Raw genomic sequence first — 16,538 nt, 5'->3', positions numbered from 1 at the left:
AGCAATTATTTTTAATTACGACCCAGGATTTTTTTACTAAAGTTACCAAAGTTAATCCAGTCGAGTAAGAACAAATCACGATTCGAGCTTTGATTATTCTGGAACACCACGTATAAATCCTGCGGCTTAGTACCAGCATTTGTTACAGAGGCAACTACTTCTGTCCAGCGAGGGTCGTTAGACATTAACTGGCCTTTACCTTCGATATTAGTTGTTTTAACCGTAGCGGTAGCCACTATCGGGCCGTTTACAGAGCCACTGCGAACTTCAATGGTACCACCCGGATATCTGTTACCATTTGCATTTACCCGGAAAGTTAACGTTTCTATACCAGTTAGGTCAATGTTTTTAAAAGATATCCAGGAGCCATTCCGGATATTATCTACGTAACCTAATCCACCCGAATTTGGCGGACGCTGCGTATTAATTTGCTGATAGCCATCGTAGTCTTCGGCTTGAACTTTAGGATGACGCAACACCAAGGTTTTACGATCGGTAAGCGGACCGGTAAACTCATTGCCTTTATCGCGGTAACTAACCGTAATTATGTACGAACCTTCTTCGCCGGTACCAATGTGCTCTTTAGTGGTAAATTTACCTTGCAACGGCATGCTGCCACCGGCATTATTAGTAGCCGACAGCGATAAAATGTAACGAACCATTTCCGAAGTTTCGGCTTTGCTGTGCTGCGGATGGGCGGCCATTAGGCTGTGGCCCCAATTACCATTACCACCTTTAATAATTTTTTCGGCCAGGAAGCCAACGGAGTTTTCGCCGGCTGCTGCGTAACGTTCCGCCACGGCTTTATAGCTAGGCCCAATAGATTTTTTCTCTAAATCGTGGCACGATTTACAATCGCTGCCATCAATTAAAGATTTACCTTTTAAAAATTTAGTAGCCACGTTACCCGATTTAGAAGCCGCCGAAATAAGCGCGTAGTCTTTACCTTGCGGTAAATAATCAAAGGCAAGCATTACCTGAGCAGGGTCAATGCCTTGGCCTACGGTACCTTCTTCTTTATCAGATGCAGTTACTTTATAGTTAAAGGTATTGTTATCAAAGAAAAACGAACGATTACCGGTAATATCAATGGCTACTTGCGGCGGTTCGTTCCCTACTTTAATTTCGGTTTGCGTGGTAGTAACTTCGCCTTTATCGTCTTTCACGGTCAATTCGGGTTTATATACTCCTGGCTTATCAAAATTTAAAGTAGTCTCGGCATCGCGTGATACTACCTCACCACCTTCGGTTAGGCGCCACTCGTAGGTTAATTTATCTTTTTTATCGTAGTCGTAAGATTCTTTAGCAGATACTTTTACCTGCAAAGGGGCTGCTCCTACTTGTTTATCGGCAGTAATAGTAGCTACCGGAGCGCGGTTACCTTCGGTGTATTCTATGCGCACTAAGCGGGCATCGGGGTTACGGGCAAAGTAATTTTCGCCGTATTGCAATAAATACATAGCACCATCCGGGCCAAATTGCATGTCAATGGGTTTAAACACTTCCATGCTAGGCAGAAAAGGCTCTACTTTGTTTAAAGTACCATCGGAGTTAAAGCTGGCTACTTTTACCCAACTGCGGGCCCACTCATAAATAAATAATTTGCCATCGTAATAAGCCGGGAATTTCTTTTTGCTATCGCCGTACATTTCGGAGTAATACACCGGACCAGCCATAGCACTACGGGAACCTTTACCCAGGAACGGGAACTCTTTCGATACATCGTAAGGGTACCACATCATTGGCTTTTGGGCAGGTGGCAGTACTTCTAAACCGGTATTGTTCGGCGATTTATTTACCGGACGGTTCGGATCGAATAACGGACCGGGTTTGTTGGTGGCAAAATCCCAGTCGGAATAAGCTTTGTTATCTGCCACAAAATAAGGCCAGCCGTAATTACCCGCTTGGCGGGCCTGGTTAAATTCGTCGTAGCTGCGCGGACCTTGCGGACCATCGCTACCGCCATCCGGACCTACATCGCCCCAGTACAGGTATTTAGTTTTGTCATCTATTGTAAACCGGAACGCGTTGCGGGTACCCATTACGTAAATTTCAGGCCGGGTTTTAGGGGTTCCTTTCGGGAAGAGGTTGCCTTCCGGAATATCATAGCCACCTTCAGGCTTAGGAATAATCCGCAAAATTTTGCCGCGTAAATCGTTGGTATTACCAGATGATTTCTGCGAATCGAAAGGACCGCGGCCCGGACGCTCATCCAACGGCGAAAAACCATCCGATTCTTTAGAGCTGGTATTATCGCCGGTAGAAATGTACAAGTAACCTTCTGGCCCAAACACTAAACCGCCCGCCGAGTGGCAGCAGGTTTCGCGTTGTACCGGCACTTCCATAATCAGGGTTTCCGACTTCATATCCAGGCTGTCGCCGATCATGGTAAAGCGCGAAAGATTTTGTTTTGATTCTTTTACCTCCGGAGAGTAATAAAAGTATACCCAATGGTTCTCCGAAAATTTAGGGTCCTTGGTTACGCCCAACAAACCATCTTCGTAGTTACCTTCGGTATGAACGTTAAATTTAGAAATAACGCGGGTTGCTTTTTTAGCCGGATCATAAAGCTTCACATTACCCCGGCGCTCAATAAATAATACTTTACCTTGCTCCAGGATGGTCATTTGCATGGGCTCATCCAGATTTTGATCCAATACCATTTGCACAAAACGACTTTCTTCCGGCGCACGAGCAGTAGTTACTTTACTATAATCGAGTTTATCAGCTTTGGCAATTTCAGTTTCAATATTGTTGCCTAATTGTTTCTGGTAAGCCGGATCTTTAAATTTTTCAGGGCTGGTTACCGGCTCAGGTTTAATAACTTTACCACCCGCTTGTTCAAACCGTTCTAAATCTATTTGCTGGTTGTGGCCTAGATCATCAGGGTTGGTATTTAATAATACCACTGCCGCATAGTTCTTCAGAGAATCCTCGGTAAGGCGAGAAGCAGTAAAAGCTGTATCTACCTTAAATTTATATTCGGTTCCTAATTCTTGTAAAGCAGCAACACCGGCCGTAGCCGTTTCGGGGTTAATTTTAGATGGGGTAAAAACTAATACTTTCTTCTCGTGCCCAACATTGGTACACGCATAAATAGCCAGGAAAAAAAAGCTCCCGCAAATTTTAGTTAAAAAATGTTTACGTAAAGGGATTTTAATGGACATGGAAAAAATTAATTAACAAATAATAAGGCTGATATTAAAGAAAATGTAGTTTGATTAAGGCATTATAAAATTGCTTGTAATTTAGGCAGATTATTTAATAATGTAAGGCGCCAATGGTATTATATTGTTAAAATACTGGTAGCTATCTAATTTTATTTCGGCTACTAATTAGATTATGTTTTAACAAATACATTTACTAAAAACAACAAAGGCCGCTTTGTCAGCAGCCTTTACTTCCTATCCTTTTAAGAATAAGAATGTATTTTCCCTTAGTTACTAGGTAAAGAGACATAAGTATCTAGATATTAGATGTTAGATTTTTTGTTAATAAACAATTGAATATCAATGGCATATTTCATCAGTTCAAACACTCAGTATAGTAAACTAATTTTGCCCAGATACTTAGTTTAATTTAACCTAAGTCTTTTACTTTTTGCAATCCACCTGCCTAAACTTTTAAGCACTACTCTAGTCATAAGATAGTTAGCTGAACCCGAAGAAGGTGTTTAATAAATTCCTGATCAGAAGAAAATTCAAAATCACTAAAGTAACCATCACCAGGAATTAAACTTCTTTTAATATCTCGGCTACTTTATCCTGAGCAACTGGTTTGGTTAAGAAATTAACTACGTTCTGATACTTTTCAGAACGCTGGCGGTCCAGTTCGCTCGTGGACGAGGTAAGAATATATACCTTGTGCGGTAAATTTCGGGCCTTCATATCTTCCAGGAAATCCCAACCATTAACTTCAGGCATATTTAAATCCAGAAAAATTACGTTTGGCTCTAGATCTTCTAACTGTTCCAAGGCTTGCTGGCTGTTCGTAAAATCGTGTACCTGATGACCAGGGTTAACGTTAGATATTACCTTTTTCATGATAAAATTAAAAATATCCATATCATCTACCAGCACAATCTTTTTCATATTCTATTTTTAAGCTTTTAGTTCTATTAAATCAGTATTGGCTTTTTTATAACCTGTATATCCTGTAAAGCAAAGTCTGCATAAGCCGATGAAACTTTTAACTTTGGCAACACCTCGTTTTGGAGGTGAGTAAAGAGTTTTGATAATTAAACACAGTAATGAGACCTAATATTTGGCTGAGCGGCTTAGGAACGCGATGCGATTTTAATACCGAAATTTCAGGTAACCACGCGTTTTTAGCCGCAATTTCCTGAGTCACTTGCTCTATAATTTCTTTCTGATACTCTACAATTGAAGTAATTACCTCATTTTTTTCTTTAATGGTACAATTGAACCACATTAGTACAAAAGGTAATTTCAAAACCTGGATGGTTTCGTCGTAAATAGCTTGTATTTTGGGAGTAGCTTCGCGATAAGAAGCAGTTTTAAAACCAGTAGTACTTAAAATAGTAGATGCAGGCATGTAAATGAGGCTTGGAATTATTAATATTATGATATAATCAATTGTTCTATCACAAAATAAAGATTAAGTTAATCCAAATAACTCCTTTAACTAAAACTTACCATCTAACTAGCATTAATTTAACTCTATACAAATTAAAGAAGCTTTTTGTTCATTACCATTCAAAATACAAACTGATATTTTATAAGAATATTTATAAAATTAATAAATATAAATAATTTTAGTATAGTATAAGATTAATAGAAGTACTATTTAGTAATTATAAAAAATTACGGGTATTTTTTTGTTTGTTAACCTTGCCTAGAAAAGTAATTGCTTGTGCCAAAGTTGAGTAATACCAGAAAACTTTTTACATGAATCAGTTAAAAGACATCTACTAAAAACTTCCTTTGTTTTAAGGCATTTCGTAACAATTATTAAACCAGTGCAACATGCCAATTATTTTTAAAACATAGTTTTAATAAATTGTAACAGATAACACAGAATATTCCACAACAATTATTGGAAAAGTAGTAATAGGATTTAAATTTTAACGTTACAAACCTTAAAGAAATAAAGGGTTGAACCGCCATGAATGCTAAATCAATTCGGTTGAGTGTGCTCGATCAATCGCCGATTCGGAAGAGTGGTACCGCGCGCCAAGCTTTGCAGGAAACTGTTCAATTAGCGAAAGTCGCCGATAAACTAGGTTATACGCGGTTCTGGGTATCGGAACACCATAATACCCGGGGCCTGGCCGGTTCTACTCCAGAGGTATTAGTGGCGCATTTAGCTAATAAAACCCAATTCATTCGGGTAGGTGCGGGGGGCGTTATGCTGCCGCACTACAGTGCTTTAAAAGTAGCCGAAAACTTCCGGATGCTGGAAACTCTTTTTCCGGGCCGGATTGATTTAGGTATTGGCCGCGCTCCCGGTTCTGATCGATTGACAGCTCAAGCCTTGAATCCGTACAACACGTTTAGTGAACAAGACTTTTTTCAGCAACTCACCGATTTAGGGCATTATCTGAACGACACCTTTGAACCAGGCACCGACTTAGTTCGCATTCAGGCTATTCCCAGCGCCGAAACAGTACCATTTGTTTGGCTGCTGAGTTCCAGTGGCCAAAGCGGAGTTTTTGCCGCGCATTTTGGATTTGGCTTTTCTTTCGCTCATTTTATTAATCCCAACGGAGGTCCCGAAATAGTAAAATCTTACCGTACTCAGTTTCAAGCTTCAGATAACCTATCTGTGCCCGTAGCAAACGCCAGTGTTTTTGTTTTATGCGCCGATACCGACCAAAAAGCACAAGAACTACAAGCGGTAATGGATTTACTCATGCTCCGGATTGAAAAAGGTATCCGGGCCGGAGTACCTCCTTACGAAGATGCCGCCGCCCAGCAATATACCCAAGCGGAACTTGCCCGCATCCAGTACAACCGACAACGAATGGTAGCCGGCACCCCCGAGCAGGTAAAAGAAAAACTAACTCAAATGGCCGTGTTATACGACGTAGACGAACTGGTAATTGTAACCATTACTTACGACTTTGCCGATCGGCTTCGCAGCTACGAGTTATTAGCGCAAGTTTTTGAACTACCCAGCCCTAGTTCTACTTTAAACTGGAAACCAGAACCAGGCTTTTACGCTTAATAACAAGAATTAAAATTTTTACTTTCTATTACTGTAAATTAGTAACAGAACCTATTCTTCGGCAATCTGGATGTCTTTAAAAAGAACATTCATATCCATACCCCCGTGTAGTTGTAAGGCTAAATGCCCTTCTGAGCGGCCGGTATCGTTGCTTAATGCGGCCGTTTTGTAGCCGTTGATAAAAACAACAATGTTGCCGCCCCGGGCAATAACTGTCATGTCGTTCCAAAGGCCGGGTTTTAACCATCTTTTTACGTCTTCCGGCTTTGGTTGTATTACCCATTCGCGGCCGCCCGTTTCGTACAAGCCACCGGAATCTTTTTCCGGGTCAATTTCGGCCTGAAATCCATTTACGCCTACTTCTGAATTTGTCTCTTCGCACCGGAAATAAAAACCACTGTTACCCGTAATTGGTCGAAATTTTAGCTTCACGGTAAAATCTTTGTACACTTTATCGCTCACGAGTAAACCATGGCGTTTTTCGTCTTTGCTGCTGGTTCCGGCTATAGCACCGTTTATCACCTGCCAATTACCGCCCGGAATAATATGCCAGCCATCCAAGGTTCGGCCGTTAAACAGGCTCGTAAAAGTTTGCTTATCTATATTGGCGTGCAGATTTTGAGCCGAAACCTTCGGATTAATTACTAAACTAAAGGCAAATAGCAGAAAACTATATGTAAGTTTCAGATTTTTAATGGATAAAAAAGAAAAAAGTAGCTTAACCCGAATGCATCTTTCGGACTGAAATTTAAAATAAGTAAAACGACAAATCAAATCAGCTTTTTACTTCTAAGCTTTATATTTAGTAAATAATTTAATCTTTTATAGAAAGTAGCATTTCACCTTCTTTCCAAAGCTAGCACTTGTAAACAAACCTAAGTAACTATCGTACGAACCAGCATTCTTCAATATTAAACCTAAAAATGAATATATCCGATCGCTTCCGCTCATCACTGGCTCTACTCACCGATTTATATCAATTAACCATGGCGCAAGGGTATTGGAAAAAAGGAATGGCCGAGCAGGAAGCAGTATTTCATTTATTCTTCCGGAAAAACCCATTTAAAGGCGGATATACTGTAATGGCGGGGTTAGCCGATGCTATAGATATATTACAAAATCTAAAATTTACACCCGAAGACACCGCTTACCTGGGCAGTTTACGCAGCAGTAAAAACCAACCTTTATTCGAACAAGGCTTTCTGGATTACTTACAGCAAATGCAGTTTACCTGCGACGTAGCGGCTGTACCCGAAGGAACCGTAGTATTTCCCAATGAACCTTTACTGCGCATTTCCGGACCTATTTTGCAATGCCAGCTCGTTGAAACTCCCCTGCTCACGGTAATTAATTTTCAAACTTTAGTGGCCACCAAAGCTGCCCGGATTGTGGAAGCTGCCCAGGGAGATCGCGTGATTGAATTTGGTATGCGCCGGGCGCAAGGGCCTGATGGCGCTTTATCGGCTACCCGAGCGGCCTTTATTGGGGGCGTAGGGGCTACCTCTAATTTGCTGGCCGGAAAAATGTTTACTATTCCGGTAAAAGGCACGCACGCGCACAGTTGGGTAATGAGTTTTTCGGAAGAACAAGATGCCTTTGCCGCCTACGCCGACGTATTCCCGGATGATTCAGTATTTTTAGTAGACACGTATAACTCGGTAGCCGGCATTAAAAAAGCAATAGCAGTAGCCAAAGATTTACGCGCGCGCGGTCATGAATTACAAGGCGTCCGGCTGGATTCCGGGGATTTGGCTTACCTGAGCAAAGAAGGACGACGACTATTTGACGAGGCAGGTTTCCCGGGAGTATCCATTGTGGCCAGCAACGATTTAGACGAATATTTAATTGAAAGTTTAAAACGACAAGGCGCCCGTATTGATACCTGGGGAATCGGCACTAAACTGGTAACCGCCTACGATCAACCCGCATTAGGCGGAGTGTATAAATTGGGCGCTCTGCGCAACGTTGTTACCGGAGAATGGGAATATAAATTAAAACTATCGGAGCAATTAGTTAAAATATCGAACCCTGGCATTCAGCAAGTACGGCGCTTTTATAACGAAAAAGGCTTTTTGGCAGATATGATCTATTCAGAAGAAACCGCCGCTACTTCTACCCTAATCGACCCGAATGATATAACCCGCCGCAAAACCCTAGCAAAAGAAACTTCTTACCAGGACTTACTTGTGCCGGTATTTCAACAAGGGCAACTTATTTATCAATCGCCGGATTTACGCACTATTCAACAATACGCCCAGCAACAAGTGCAACAATTACACGAAACTATCCGGCGCTTTTTAAATCCGCACGTTTACCCGGTTGGCCTGGAAGAAAATCTGTATAACCAAAAAATGGAGATTATCTTACAACTGCGGCAAGGCGAAAAATTATAAGTAGAGTTATTTTCTTCTTTTAATAAAAGGACAAAATAAATCTACCTGACGCCTATTTTGCTTTGAACTTGTTTATGTAAGCTTCCCGTTTTTAGAACTGGTTACAATTATAAATTCTAATTAAGGTGATACTACTTTACTAAGCTGCTTTTTTCTAGCATATTCAACGGGAGCCATTCCATTCAAAGCATCATGTGGTCTTTTATGGTTGTAATCCTCGAGCCAAGTCGCCGTAATTTCTCTTACTTCCTCCAGGTTTTCAAATAAGTAAGCATTAAGTACATTTCGGCGGAAGGTACCGTTAAACCGTTCTACAAAGGCGTTTTGCGTTGGCTTGCCGGGTTGAATATATTTAAATTCTATCCCTTGGACCTGACTCCATTCCTTCATTAAGCTAGCCACAAACTCTGGTCCGTTATCCATTCGGATCTGTTTTGGTTTTTCTCTTCGCTTTAATAGGTGATTCAGTACCCAAACTACCCGGTTGCTTTTCAAAGAAAAGTCCACTTCAATATGCAAGATTTCCCGGTTATAATCATCTAGCACATGGAAAGAGCGGAACTTTCGCCCGTTCAGCAAAGCATCACTCATAAAATCAATCGACCAAGTATAGTTCAATGTCTGCGGTACTTGCAGGGGCTGTTGGATGCGGGCGGGTAGACGCTTTTTCGCTTTACGACGCAGGTTTAAACCCAAAGCGGTGTAGATGCGATAAACCCGTTTATGATTCCAAAGATGGCCTTCTTTACGTAACCGTACATAGACCTTCCAAAAACCTTCTCGGGGATGCTGCTCGGCTTTCTGCCGTAAAGCTTCTTCCACCGGTTGGTCCTCTTTAACAGCTTGATAATAGTAAACCGACTTGCTTAAGCTCAATACCCGGCACGCCCTGCTGATGCCGGCTTGTGGTTGCTGGTAAACCTCTTCCACCAGCTGTCGCTTTTGGCAGGGCTTCAAAGCTTTTTTTCGATGATCTCCTTCGCTAATTTTAAGTCTAAGGCTAGTTCCGCATACATGGCTTTCAACCGCCGGTTCTCTTCTTCTAAATCCTTGAGCCGCTTCAGCTCGGTCGCATCCATACCGTTGTAACGTTGCCGCCATTTGTAAAAAGCCGCTTGACTCACTCCATGCTCTCGGCTAATCTCGGCCGCACTTTTACCATCCTCAAATTCCTTGAGAATTTTAGCAATTTGTTGGGGACTAAAGATCTTTCTTTTCATAAGTACTGTTCTAAGTTAAGTTTTTTCCTCTTCCTGAACAGTTCTATTTTTGGGGAAGCTTACATTTAGAGTTTTGGTTTATTAGGGATTTTACGAATAAATAAGACGGAGAAAGCAATTAAAATAAGCACGAACCAGTGTAGTGCTTTGGTTTCGAATCGAATGAGCAAAGCTTTGAAGCTGTCCATCCAGGCGTTAGCTCTTTCAATGGCATTTCTCTGCTTAAAGAGTTGTTCATCAAAATAAATATATTCATCCGTGATTTGGCCATTCCTGGGATTAGTGGCAATATTAGCTTCTATTTTCATTTCTGAACATATACTTCTAAAAGCTTGGGAATCAAATCCGGCATCGGCATTTAAGAATAAACCTTTAGTTTCAATACCTGCTTCTTTCAATAAATTACATAATTCTTTAAATACTACTTCAATCTCATACAAGTCATGGTGGGCTCCTGATACTGGTAAACTACAAGCCAGCATCTGCCCTTTGTTATCAGCTAAAAACAGGCTATTGCAACTATTGGCCGCTTTCCTGTTTTGATAACCAATGCATTCCCCTCCCTGCTTACAGATAGTCTGACTACCATCTAACTGAACACCTGATAAATCTAGTAAGCAACGCTGGCTTTTTAGTAGGCCAAGCCATACATTCTTAAAACTCCCATCATTTACCCACTTTCGAAAATGATGATACACGCCTTGCCAGCTAATGGTTGGGCCAGTAAATATTTCTTTTAGGGGTAACTCTCGCCATTGACAGCCTGTTTTCAACCGATATAAAATACCTGAAATAATGGCTGCTGGTGCTACTTGTAATTTACTGCCTCTCTTTCCTTGGCTCAAATATGGAACTATCCACCGATTTATTTTATCTTCGCTTAATACTGCCATTGAAATAGGAACTTGTGTAAAGTGTCTTTGCAAACTCTTTTACACTCCTATTTCTTTGGTAGTTTTAAAACTCTAAACAACTTCTTATTTAGCAATCATTTTATTACACAAAGGTCTAATATCTTGATGCTTGTATCCATTACTTACAACAATACAAGTAAAATCAATCCGCAATTAGACATTGGTTAACGGTCTTTGTACCTGATTTCGTTTCGTGGCAAGAATACTTTAAAATGAAGGCAAACTAAGAAATATAAAATTTTTACTGGCTTCCATCCAACATTTCTTAATTTTGCCCTCGCTTAATAAAAATAAATAATTGTTCTTTATGAAAATAAGAACCGGTTTCGGCTATGATGTTCACCAATTACGCGAAAGTCTTGATTTTTGGTTAGGCGGTATCAAAATTCCGCATACGCATGGCGCTTTAGGTCATTCGGATGCCGATGTACTTATTCATGTTATTTGCGATGCTTTATTGGGAGCTGCTAATATGCGTGATATTGGCTACCATTTTTCGGACACCGACCCCCAATACAAAGGAATAGATAGTAAAATCTTACTTCGGGAAGTTTTAAAATTGATCCGGAATGCCGGTTACGAGATAAGTAATATTGATTCTACGGTTTGCCTGCAAGAGCCCAAAGTAAACCCGCATATACCAGCCATGAAAACCTGCCTGGCCGAAGTAATGCAAATCCCGGAAGAAGATATTTCCATAAAAGCCACTACCACCGAGAAATTAGGTTTTGTGGGAAAAAAAGAAGGCGTGGCTGCTTATGCTACAGTATTAATTTATAAAGCCTGATTATAATTACTCGTATGGTTTTAACGTTAATACCAGTAAACTACTTGAATAACAGCAGGTAAGAACCCATTATTAATAAGTGAGCCGTACCATTACAATTAGAGTTGATTAGTCTTAATCCCCTTTAGTAAATAATTAAACTATAGTAGGCACTACTACTATTTTTGACCGATACTCTTTACTCTAATTGTTGCCTAAAATACTTGTATTAGAAAGATAATTGCTTTTCTTTTCTAAAACTTGAAACGTATAATCTATAACCTGATTTAAACCGTAATACCTAGTATATTTTCCACCAGCACCTAACCTCATGAATAAAAACCTGTATGCCATTGCATTGGCAACAACATTACTCGCCGGAAGCTGTACCCGGCAAAAAGCCACCACTACTATTCCGGAAAAGGAAACATTAACGGATGTTACCAAATTACGGGCGGCTGCTCCCACCTACGCCTCTACTATTACCGTAGCCGACTTAACTAAACATTTAACTACTATTGCTTCAGATGAATACGAAGGCCGGGAAACCGGTGAAAAAGGCCAGAAAATGGCCGCTGAGTATATTTCTAACCAGTTTAAAGCCGATGGGTTAATTGGGCCGGTAAAGGATGGAAATAACCCGTATTATCAAACGTTTAACCTCGAAAAAACTTCCTGGGACGATGGCTACGTAACCATTGACGGCAAACGTTTTACTTTTCTCACTGATTTTTACGTACAAGGCGACCCTACTTTTAGTACAGAACAAAATCTGGAAACTGTATTTGTAGGCTACGGCATTGAAGACTCTGCTTATACCGATTACAATAATGTAGATGTTACCGGTAAAGTGGCCGTTATGTTTGTTGGCGAGCCTACCAACCGCCAAGGAAAATCTATTATTACGCAAACCAGTAAACCTTCGGCATGGTCTACCGACTGGAAAAGAAAAAGCAATACAGCTGCTCAAAAAGGAGCAATAGCAATTATTTTAATTGGCAGCCGTACCAGCCAGGACGAATTTGATCAGTACGTAGCCCGGATTAAAGCCGCCGCCGAACGCGCTTCGATAAAGTTCCCCAAAGAAAAACCTGATGCACCCGAAGTAGCCGGCATTTTCGTTGGCCCGGAAATGGGTGGTCGCCTACTAAATGCTACTACCCGTAATTTAATTAATTACCACGGCCAGGTTAGCAAAGCCGGTCAAGCAATTACCTCTCCGTTTAAACCCATAAAAAACATTCAGGTAAAGCTGGCCCGCAAGCGGGAGTTATTGCCCACCGAAAATGTATTGGGTTTGGTAGAAGGCTCCGATAAAAAAGACGAAATTGTAGTAGTAACTGCGCATTACGATCACGTGGGGGTGCAAAACGGAAAAGTATACAACGGCGCCGACGACGATGGTTCCGGCACCGTTGCCGTACTGGAATTGGCCCAAGCTTTTGCTCAGGCAAAAAAAGACGGTTTTGGTCCGCGGCGCAGTGTATTGTTCATGACGGTAACCGGCGAAGAAAAAGGTTTATTAGGTTCGGAATATTACACCGATCATCCGGTACTGCCCCTGGAAAACACGGTAGTAGATTTAAATATTGATATGATCGGGCGACTGGATAAAGAACACGCCGACGATAAAAATTACGTATACGTTATTGGTTCCGATAAATTATCGTCGGAGTTGCATGCCATAAACGAAGCCGCTAATAAGCAATACACGCAATTAAAGTTAGACTATCGTTTTAACGACCCCGAAGACCCTAACCGGTTTTATTACCGCTCCGACCATTATAATTTTGCTAAAAACAACATTCCGGTAGCTTTTTACTTTAACGGCGTTCACGACGATTACCACCAGGAAACCGACGAAGTAGATAAAATTTTATTCGATAAAATAGAAAAAATTGGCCGTCTGGTATTTTACACTGCCTGGGAACTAGCCAACCGCGACGAACGGATAAAAGTAGATAGTAATAAAAAGTAAAATTTCTTTCTGCTATTCTATTAAGTTAAAGCCATTACTTTTAAACAAGTAATGGCTTTTTCATTTATATTAAGGAGAGCTTTAATGCTTAGTAAGCCAATCCAACCAAACCTATTTTCAAAATTAGAAAAGTGAATTTAAAAGAGACTCTTGCGAAAATGAATCTGGAGTTGCCGGAAGTATCTACCCCGGGCGGAAGTTATACTTCCGTTAACATTCGGGGGAATATTGCTTACATCGCTATTCAATTTCCGATTAAAAACGGCGAATATCTGTATCAGGGTCGATTAGGAGAAGAAATATCTACCGAGTTAGGCTATAAAGCCATGGAACTTTGCGCACTAAATGTATTAGCCCAGGTAGATCAAAAAATCGGGTTAAATCAAATTGTTGGACTCAACCATTTCGATGCTTATTTCCAGGCCAGCGACAATTGGGACGATTCCCCCATAGTGGTAAATGGGTCTTCCGACTTATTCGTTAAAATTTTAGGAGATAAAGGAATTCATTCCAGAGCAATATTTGGCGTTCACAAACTACCCCGAAATTTCTGTGTAGGGCTTACGGCAACGTTCACCCTTAAAATAGAACCAGGTTAAAACCACAGCTAAAAAGCATTTTACTATTTTCGTTACTCAACGCCTCCAACTAACTTTCCTCTATAAAGCGCTAAACCGTATGCTGAAATACCTGCCATTTCTAATTTCTACTTTATTACTATTCGGCTGCCATTCCACCAAAATAAGCGAAACAAACAAAATTACTAAAACCGAGAATTTAACTCTTCAGCAAATTACCGAGCACGTTTACCAGCACACTTCCTTTCTGCAAACCGAAAGCTTTGGTAAAGTTTCGTGTAATGGTATGATTGTTTTTAATAAAAACGAAGCTATTATCTTTGATACTCCACCAGATAATAAAACCTCTTTAGAATTAATCAATTGGGTAGAACAGGATCTGCATTGTCAAGTAAAAGCCATTATTCCCACTCACTTTCATTCGGATTGTTTAGGTGGGTTAGAAGAGTTTCATAAGCATAATATTCCATCGTACGCAAATAATTTAACGGTAAAAACGGCTCAGGAGAAAAACTTAATGGTTCCGCAAAATGGATTTAGTAATTTTTTAGAATTAAAGGTTGGGGGTAAAAAAGTAATAGCAGAGTATTTCGGCGAAGGACATACCAAAGACAATATAATAGGCTACTTTCCGGATGAAAAAATTATGTTTGGCGGCTGTTTGATTAAGGAGTTAAGTGCAACAAAAGGAAATTTAGAAGATGCCAATACTACTAATTGGCCGGTAACGGTTACTAAATTAAAAGAAAAGTACTCAAATTTAACTTTAATAATTCCTGGCCACGGAAAACCCGGCGGCACCGAATTACTCGATTACACCATTAATCTGTTCGCTCAAAAGTAAAGAATAGGTTTTATTCGTTCGGGGTACCTCGTGCCAAAATTTTCTTAAATAAAACGGAAGAAAAACGCCGCAAAAGTATTTATTCTGGCTTTATTACGTAAAACTAATATTTAGATTACGGCATTAAAAAATATTGCATTTCCTTTATTACGTGCTTACCTTAGCTATTCTATCGTTTAAGGAAAGTTAAGGCTAGGTTACTTACCAGCTTCATTATCTAACAATAAAAGAATACTCATTTTGACAAAGATAAAACAGTTTTTGCTGGATTCAGAAAACAAGGCGTTTGACCTGAACCACCGGCAAATTATAAAATACAATATCGGCAAGTATAACCTGGCGGTAAAAAAGGGCTTGCAGCAGTACCGCAACCACGAACTAGCGCGCGACCGGGCATCGTATATAAAAACCAACGTTATCAACAACCTGGATAAATACCTGGTTGAGTTCGAAAACAACTTCACGCAACGGGGCGGCAAAGTTATCTGGGCGCAAAACAAGGAAGAAGCTCTGCGCGAAATTGGGCAGATAATGAAGCGGAAACGCACCAAATCCGTGGTAAAATCGAAATCCATGACCACCGAAGAAATTCATTTAAATGAGTTTCTGGAAAAAAACGGCATTGAAACGGTAGAAACCGATTTGGGCGAATACATTGTGCAACTGGCCGAGCAGCGGCCTTACCATATTGTTACCCCGGCTATGCACATGTCGAAGAAAGATATTGCCGACTTGTTCGTAAAAAAATTAAAAATTCAACCTACCGACGATGCGCAGCAATTGGTGCTAACTGCCCGCCGTTTACTGCGCGATAAATACACGACCGCCGAAGTGGGTATTACCGGCGGCAATTACCTGATTGCCGATATTGGCGGGGTAGCAGTAACCGAGAACGAAGGTAACGGCCGTTTATCCACCACTTTTCCTAAAACGCATATTGCTATTGTAGGAATTGAGAAAATGATCCCCAGCATTATGGACCTGGATTTATTTTGGCCTTTGCTGGCTACCAGCGGCACCGGGCAAAACGTTACGGTTTACAATACTATTTTCACGGGTCCGCGGCAGCCCCAAGAAAAAGACGGTCCAGAAGAAATGTACGTCATTTTGCTCGACAATGGCCGCACCGATCTGCTGGCTTTACCCGACAAAAGAGAAGCACTTAATTGTATTCGCTGCGGCGCGTGCTTAAACGTATGCCCGGTGTACCGCAACATTGGCGGCCACACTTACGAAACCACTTACAGTGGCCCAATTGGTTCGGTTATTTCGCCGCATTATAACGGCATGGCCGAGCATAAGCACCTAAGTTACGCCAGTTCGTTGTGCGGTGCCTGTACGTCGGTGTGCCCGGTAAAAATTAACATTCATGAGTTATTGTTGCTCAATCGTCAGCAGAGCGTAGCCGAAGGTTTAGCCGACAACCAGGAAAAATTAACCTTTAAAATCTGGACGAAGGCGATGAAAAACCGGCGCATGATGGATTTAGTCCCGGTAAGTTTAAAGAATATGGCCTTACGTATGATTTTGAAAGATACCTGGAGCCGCAAACGCGAACCTCTACAAGTAGCGCCCAAGTCGTTCGGAAAATTGTACAAAGAATATCAAAAGAAGAAATAGCCGCAATAGAATTAATTTAAAAAGCTGTAAAAGAGCCTC

The 16,538-nt window shown here is 40.9% G+C and carries 13 protein-coding genes; 7 read left to right on the top strand and 6 right to left on the bottom strand.

Annotation, left to right across the window (positions count from 1 at the left end; all coding sequences use genetic code 11):
• Nucleotides 1-11 precede the first annotated feature (11 nt).
• From HUW48_RS04025 to HUW48_RS04015, 3 genes are all read right to left on the bottom strand, one after another.
• Nucleotides 12-3,167: a PQQ-dependent sugar dehydrogenase gene (locus HUW48_RS04025; RefSeq protein ID WP_182414448.1), complete on the bottom strand. Its 3,156-nt coding sequence runs from the start codon at nt 3,165-3,167 to the stop codon at nt 12-14.
• Nucleotides 3,168-3,731: 564 nt separating this feature from the next.
• Nucleotides 3,732-4,091 carry a response regulator gene (locus HUW48_RS04020; protein ID WP_182414447.1) on the bottom strand — a complete coding sequence of 120 codons (360 nt, stop codon included), beginning with the start codon at nt 4,089-4,091 and terminating at the stop codon, nt 3,732-3,734.
• A gap of 97 nt (nt 4,092-4,188) precedes the next feature.
• The gene (locus tag HUW48_RS04015) at nt 4,189-4,554 is read right to left on the bottom strand and encodes a hypothetical protein (RefSeq protein ID WP_182414446.1); all 366 of its coding nucleotides are present in this window, start codon (nt 4,552-4,554) and stop codon (nt 4,189-4,191) included.
• Between the two features lie 570 nt (nt 4,555-5,124).
• On the opposite strand from HUW48_RS04015, the gene HUW48_RS04010 reads away from it, so the two are divergent.
• Entirely contained in the window at nt 5,125-6,186 is a 1,062-nt protein-coding gene (locus HUW48_RS04010; protein ID WP_182414445.1) for an LLM class flavin-dependent oxidoreductase, read from the top strand.
• Between the two features lie 51 nt (nt 6,187-6,237).
• On the opposite strand, the gene HUW48_RS04005 is transcribed toward HUW48_RS04010, so the two are convergent.
• A complete protein-coding gene (locus tag HUW48_RS04005) occupies nt 6,238-6,960 on the bottom strand; it encodes a 3-keto-disaccharide hydrolase (RefSeq protein ID WP_182414444.1) in 723 nt (240 codons plus the stop codon).
• 149 nt (nt 6,961-7,109) lie between these two features.
• On the opposite strand from HUW48_RS04005, the gene HUW48_RS04000 reads away from it, so the two are divergent.
• On the top strand, nt 7,110-8,579 hold the full coding sequence (locus HUW48_RS04000; protein WP_182414443.1) for a nicotinate phosphoribosyltransferase: 1,470 nt from the start codon (nt 7,110-7,112) through the stop codon (nt 8,577-8,579).
• Nucleotides 8,580-8,699: 120 nt separating this feature from the next.
• Here HUW48_RS04000 and HUW48_RS03995 read toward each other — a convergent pair.
• Nucleotides 8,700-9,799, bottom strand: a protein-coding gene (locus HUW48_RS03995) for an IS3 family transposase (RefSeq protein ID WP_394368414.1) whose coding sequence is annotated in 2 segments (ribosomal slippage) — nt 8,700-9,538 and nt 9,538-9,799 — 1,101 coding nt in all. Because the reading frame shifts where the segments join, the coding sequence is not laid out codon by codon here.
• A 65-nt stretch (nt 9,800-9,864) separates the two neighbouring features.
• Nucleotides 9,865-10,692: a transposase gene (locus HUW48_RS03990; RefSeq protein WP_182412169.1), complete on the bottom strand. Its 828-nt coding sequence runs from the start codon at nt 10,690-10,692 to the stop codon at nt 9,865-9,867.
• 328 nt (nt 10,693-11,020) lie between these two features.
• Between HUW48_RS03990 and ispF the strand changes: the two genes are divergently transcribed.
• From ispF to HUW48_RS03965, 5 genes are all read left to right on the top strand, one after another.
• A complete protein-coding gene (gene ispF / locus HUW48_RS03985; protein WP_182414442.1) occupies nt 11,021-11,500 on the top strand; it encodes a 2-C-methyl-D-erythritol 2,4-cyclodiphosphate synthase in 480 nt (159 codons plus the stop codon).
• A 310-nt stretch (nt 11,501-11,810) separates the two neighbouring features.
• Nucleotides 11,811-13,457, top strand: a complete 1,647-nt coding sequence (locus tag HUW48_RS03980; RefSeq protein ID WP_182414441.1) for a M28 family peptidase — start codon at nt 11,811-11,813, stop codon at nt 13,455-13,457.
• A 131-nt stretch (nt 13,458-13,588) separates the two neighbouring features.
• Nucleotides 13,589-14,056 carry a RidA family protein gene (locus HUW48_RS03975; protein WP_182414440.1) on the top strand — a complete coding sequence of 156 codons (468 nt, stop codon included), beginning with the start codon at nt 13,589-13,591 and terminating at the stop codon, nt 14,054-14,056.
• Nucleotides 14,057-14,135: 79 nt separating this feature from the next.
• On the top strand, nt 14,136-14,879 hold the full coding sequence (gene bla / locus HUW48_RS03970) for a subclass B1 metallo-beta-lactamase (RefSeq protein WP_182414439.1): 744 nt from the start codon (nt 14,136-14,138) through the stop codon (nt 14,877-14,879).
• Nucleotides 14,880-15,119: 240 nt separating this feature from the next.
• Complete coding sequence (locus HUW48_RS03965) at nt 15,120-16,499, top strand: LutB/LldF family L-lactate oxidation iron-sulfur protein (protein ID WP_182414438.1); 1,380 nt, start codon at nt 15,120-15,122, stop codon at nt 16,497-16,499.
• The last annotated feature ends 39 nt before the right edge of the window (nt 16,500-16,538 follow it).

The organism is Adhaeribacter radiodurans (assembly GCF_014075995.1).
In the GTDB taxonomy this organism is placed as follows: domain Bacteria; phylum Bacteroidota; class Bacteroidia; order Cytophagales; family Hymenobacteraceae; genus Adhaeribacter; species Adhaeribacter radiodurans.
The sequence above is the reverse complement of the archived record's forward strand: the minus strand, read 5'-3'. Positions and strand labels throughout refer to the sequence as shown.

Excerpts from the sequence above, each read along its gene's own strand:
- HUW48_RS03990 (WP_182412169.1), bottom strand. The coding sequence starts at position 10,692 with ATGGCAGTATTAAGCGAAGATAAAATAAATCGGTGGATAGTTCCATAT.
- HUW48_RS04015 (WP_182414446.1), bottom strand. The coding sequence starts at position 4,554 with ATGCCTGCATCTACTATTTTAAGTACTACTGGTTTTAAAACTGCTTCT.
- HUW48_RS04025 (WP_182414448.1), bottom strand. The coding sequence starts at position 3,167 with ATGTCCATTAAAATCCCTTTACGTAAACATTTTTTAACTAAAATTTGC.
- bla (WP_182414439.1), top strand. The coding sequence starts at position 14,136 with ATGCTGAAATACCTGCCATTTCTAATTTCTACTTTATTACTATTCGGC.
- HUW48_RS04010 (WP_182414445.1), top strand. The coding sequence starts at position 5,125 with ATGAATGCTAAATCAATTCGGTTGAGTGTGCTCGATCAATCGCCGATT.
- HUW48_RS04000 (WP_182414443.1), top strand. The coding sequence starts at position 7,110 with ATGAATATATCCGATCGCTTCCGCTCATCACTGGCTCTACTCACCGAT.
- HUW48_RS04020 (WP_182414447.1), bottom strand. The coding sequence starts at position 4,091 with ATGAAAAAGATTGTGCTGGTAGATGATATGGATATTTTTAATTTTATC.
- ispF (WP_182414442.1), top strand. The coding sequence starts at position 11,021 with ATGAAAATAAGAACCGGTTTCGGCTATGATGTTCACCAATTACGCGAA.
- HUW48_RS03980 (WP_182414441.1), top strand. The coding sequence starts at position 11,811 with ATGAATAAAAACCTGTATGCCATTGCATTGGCAACAACATTACTCGCC.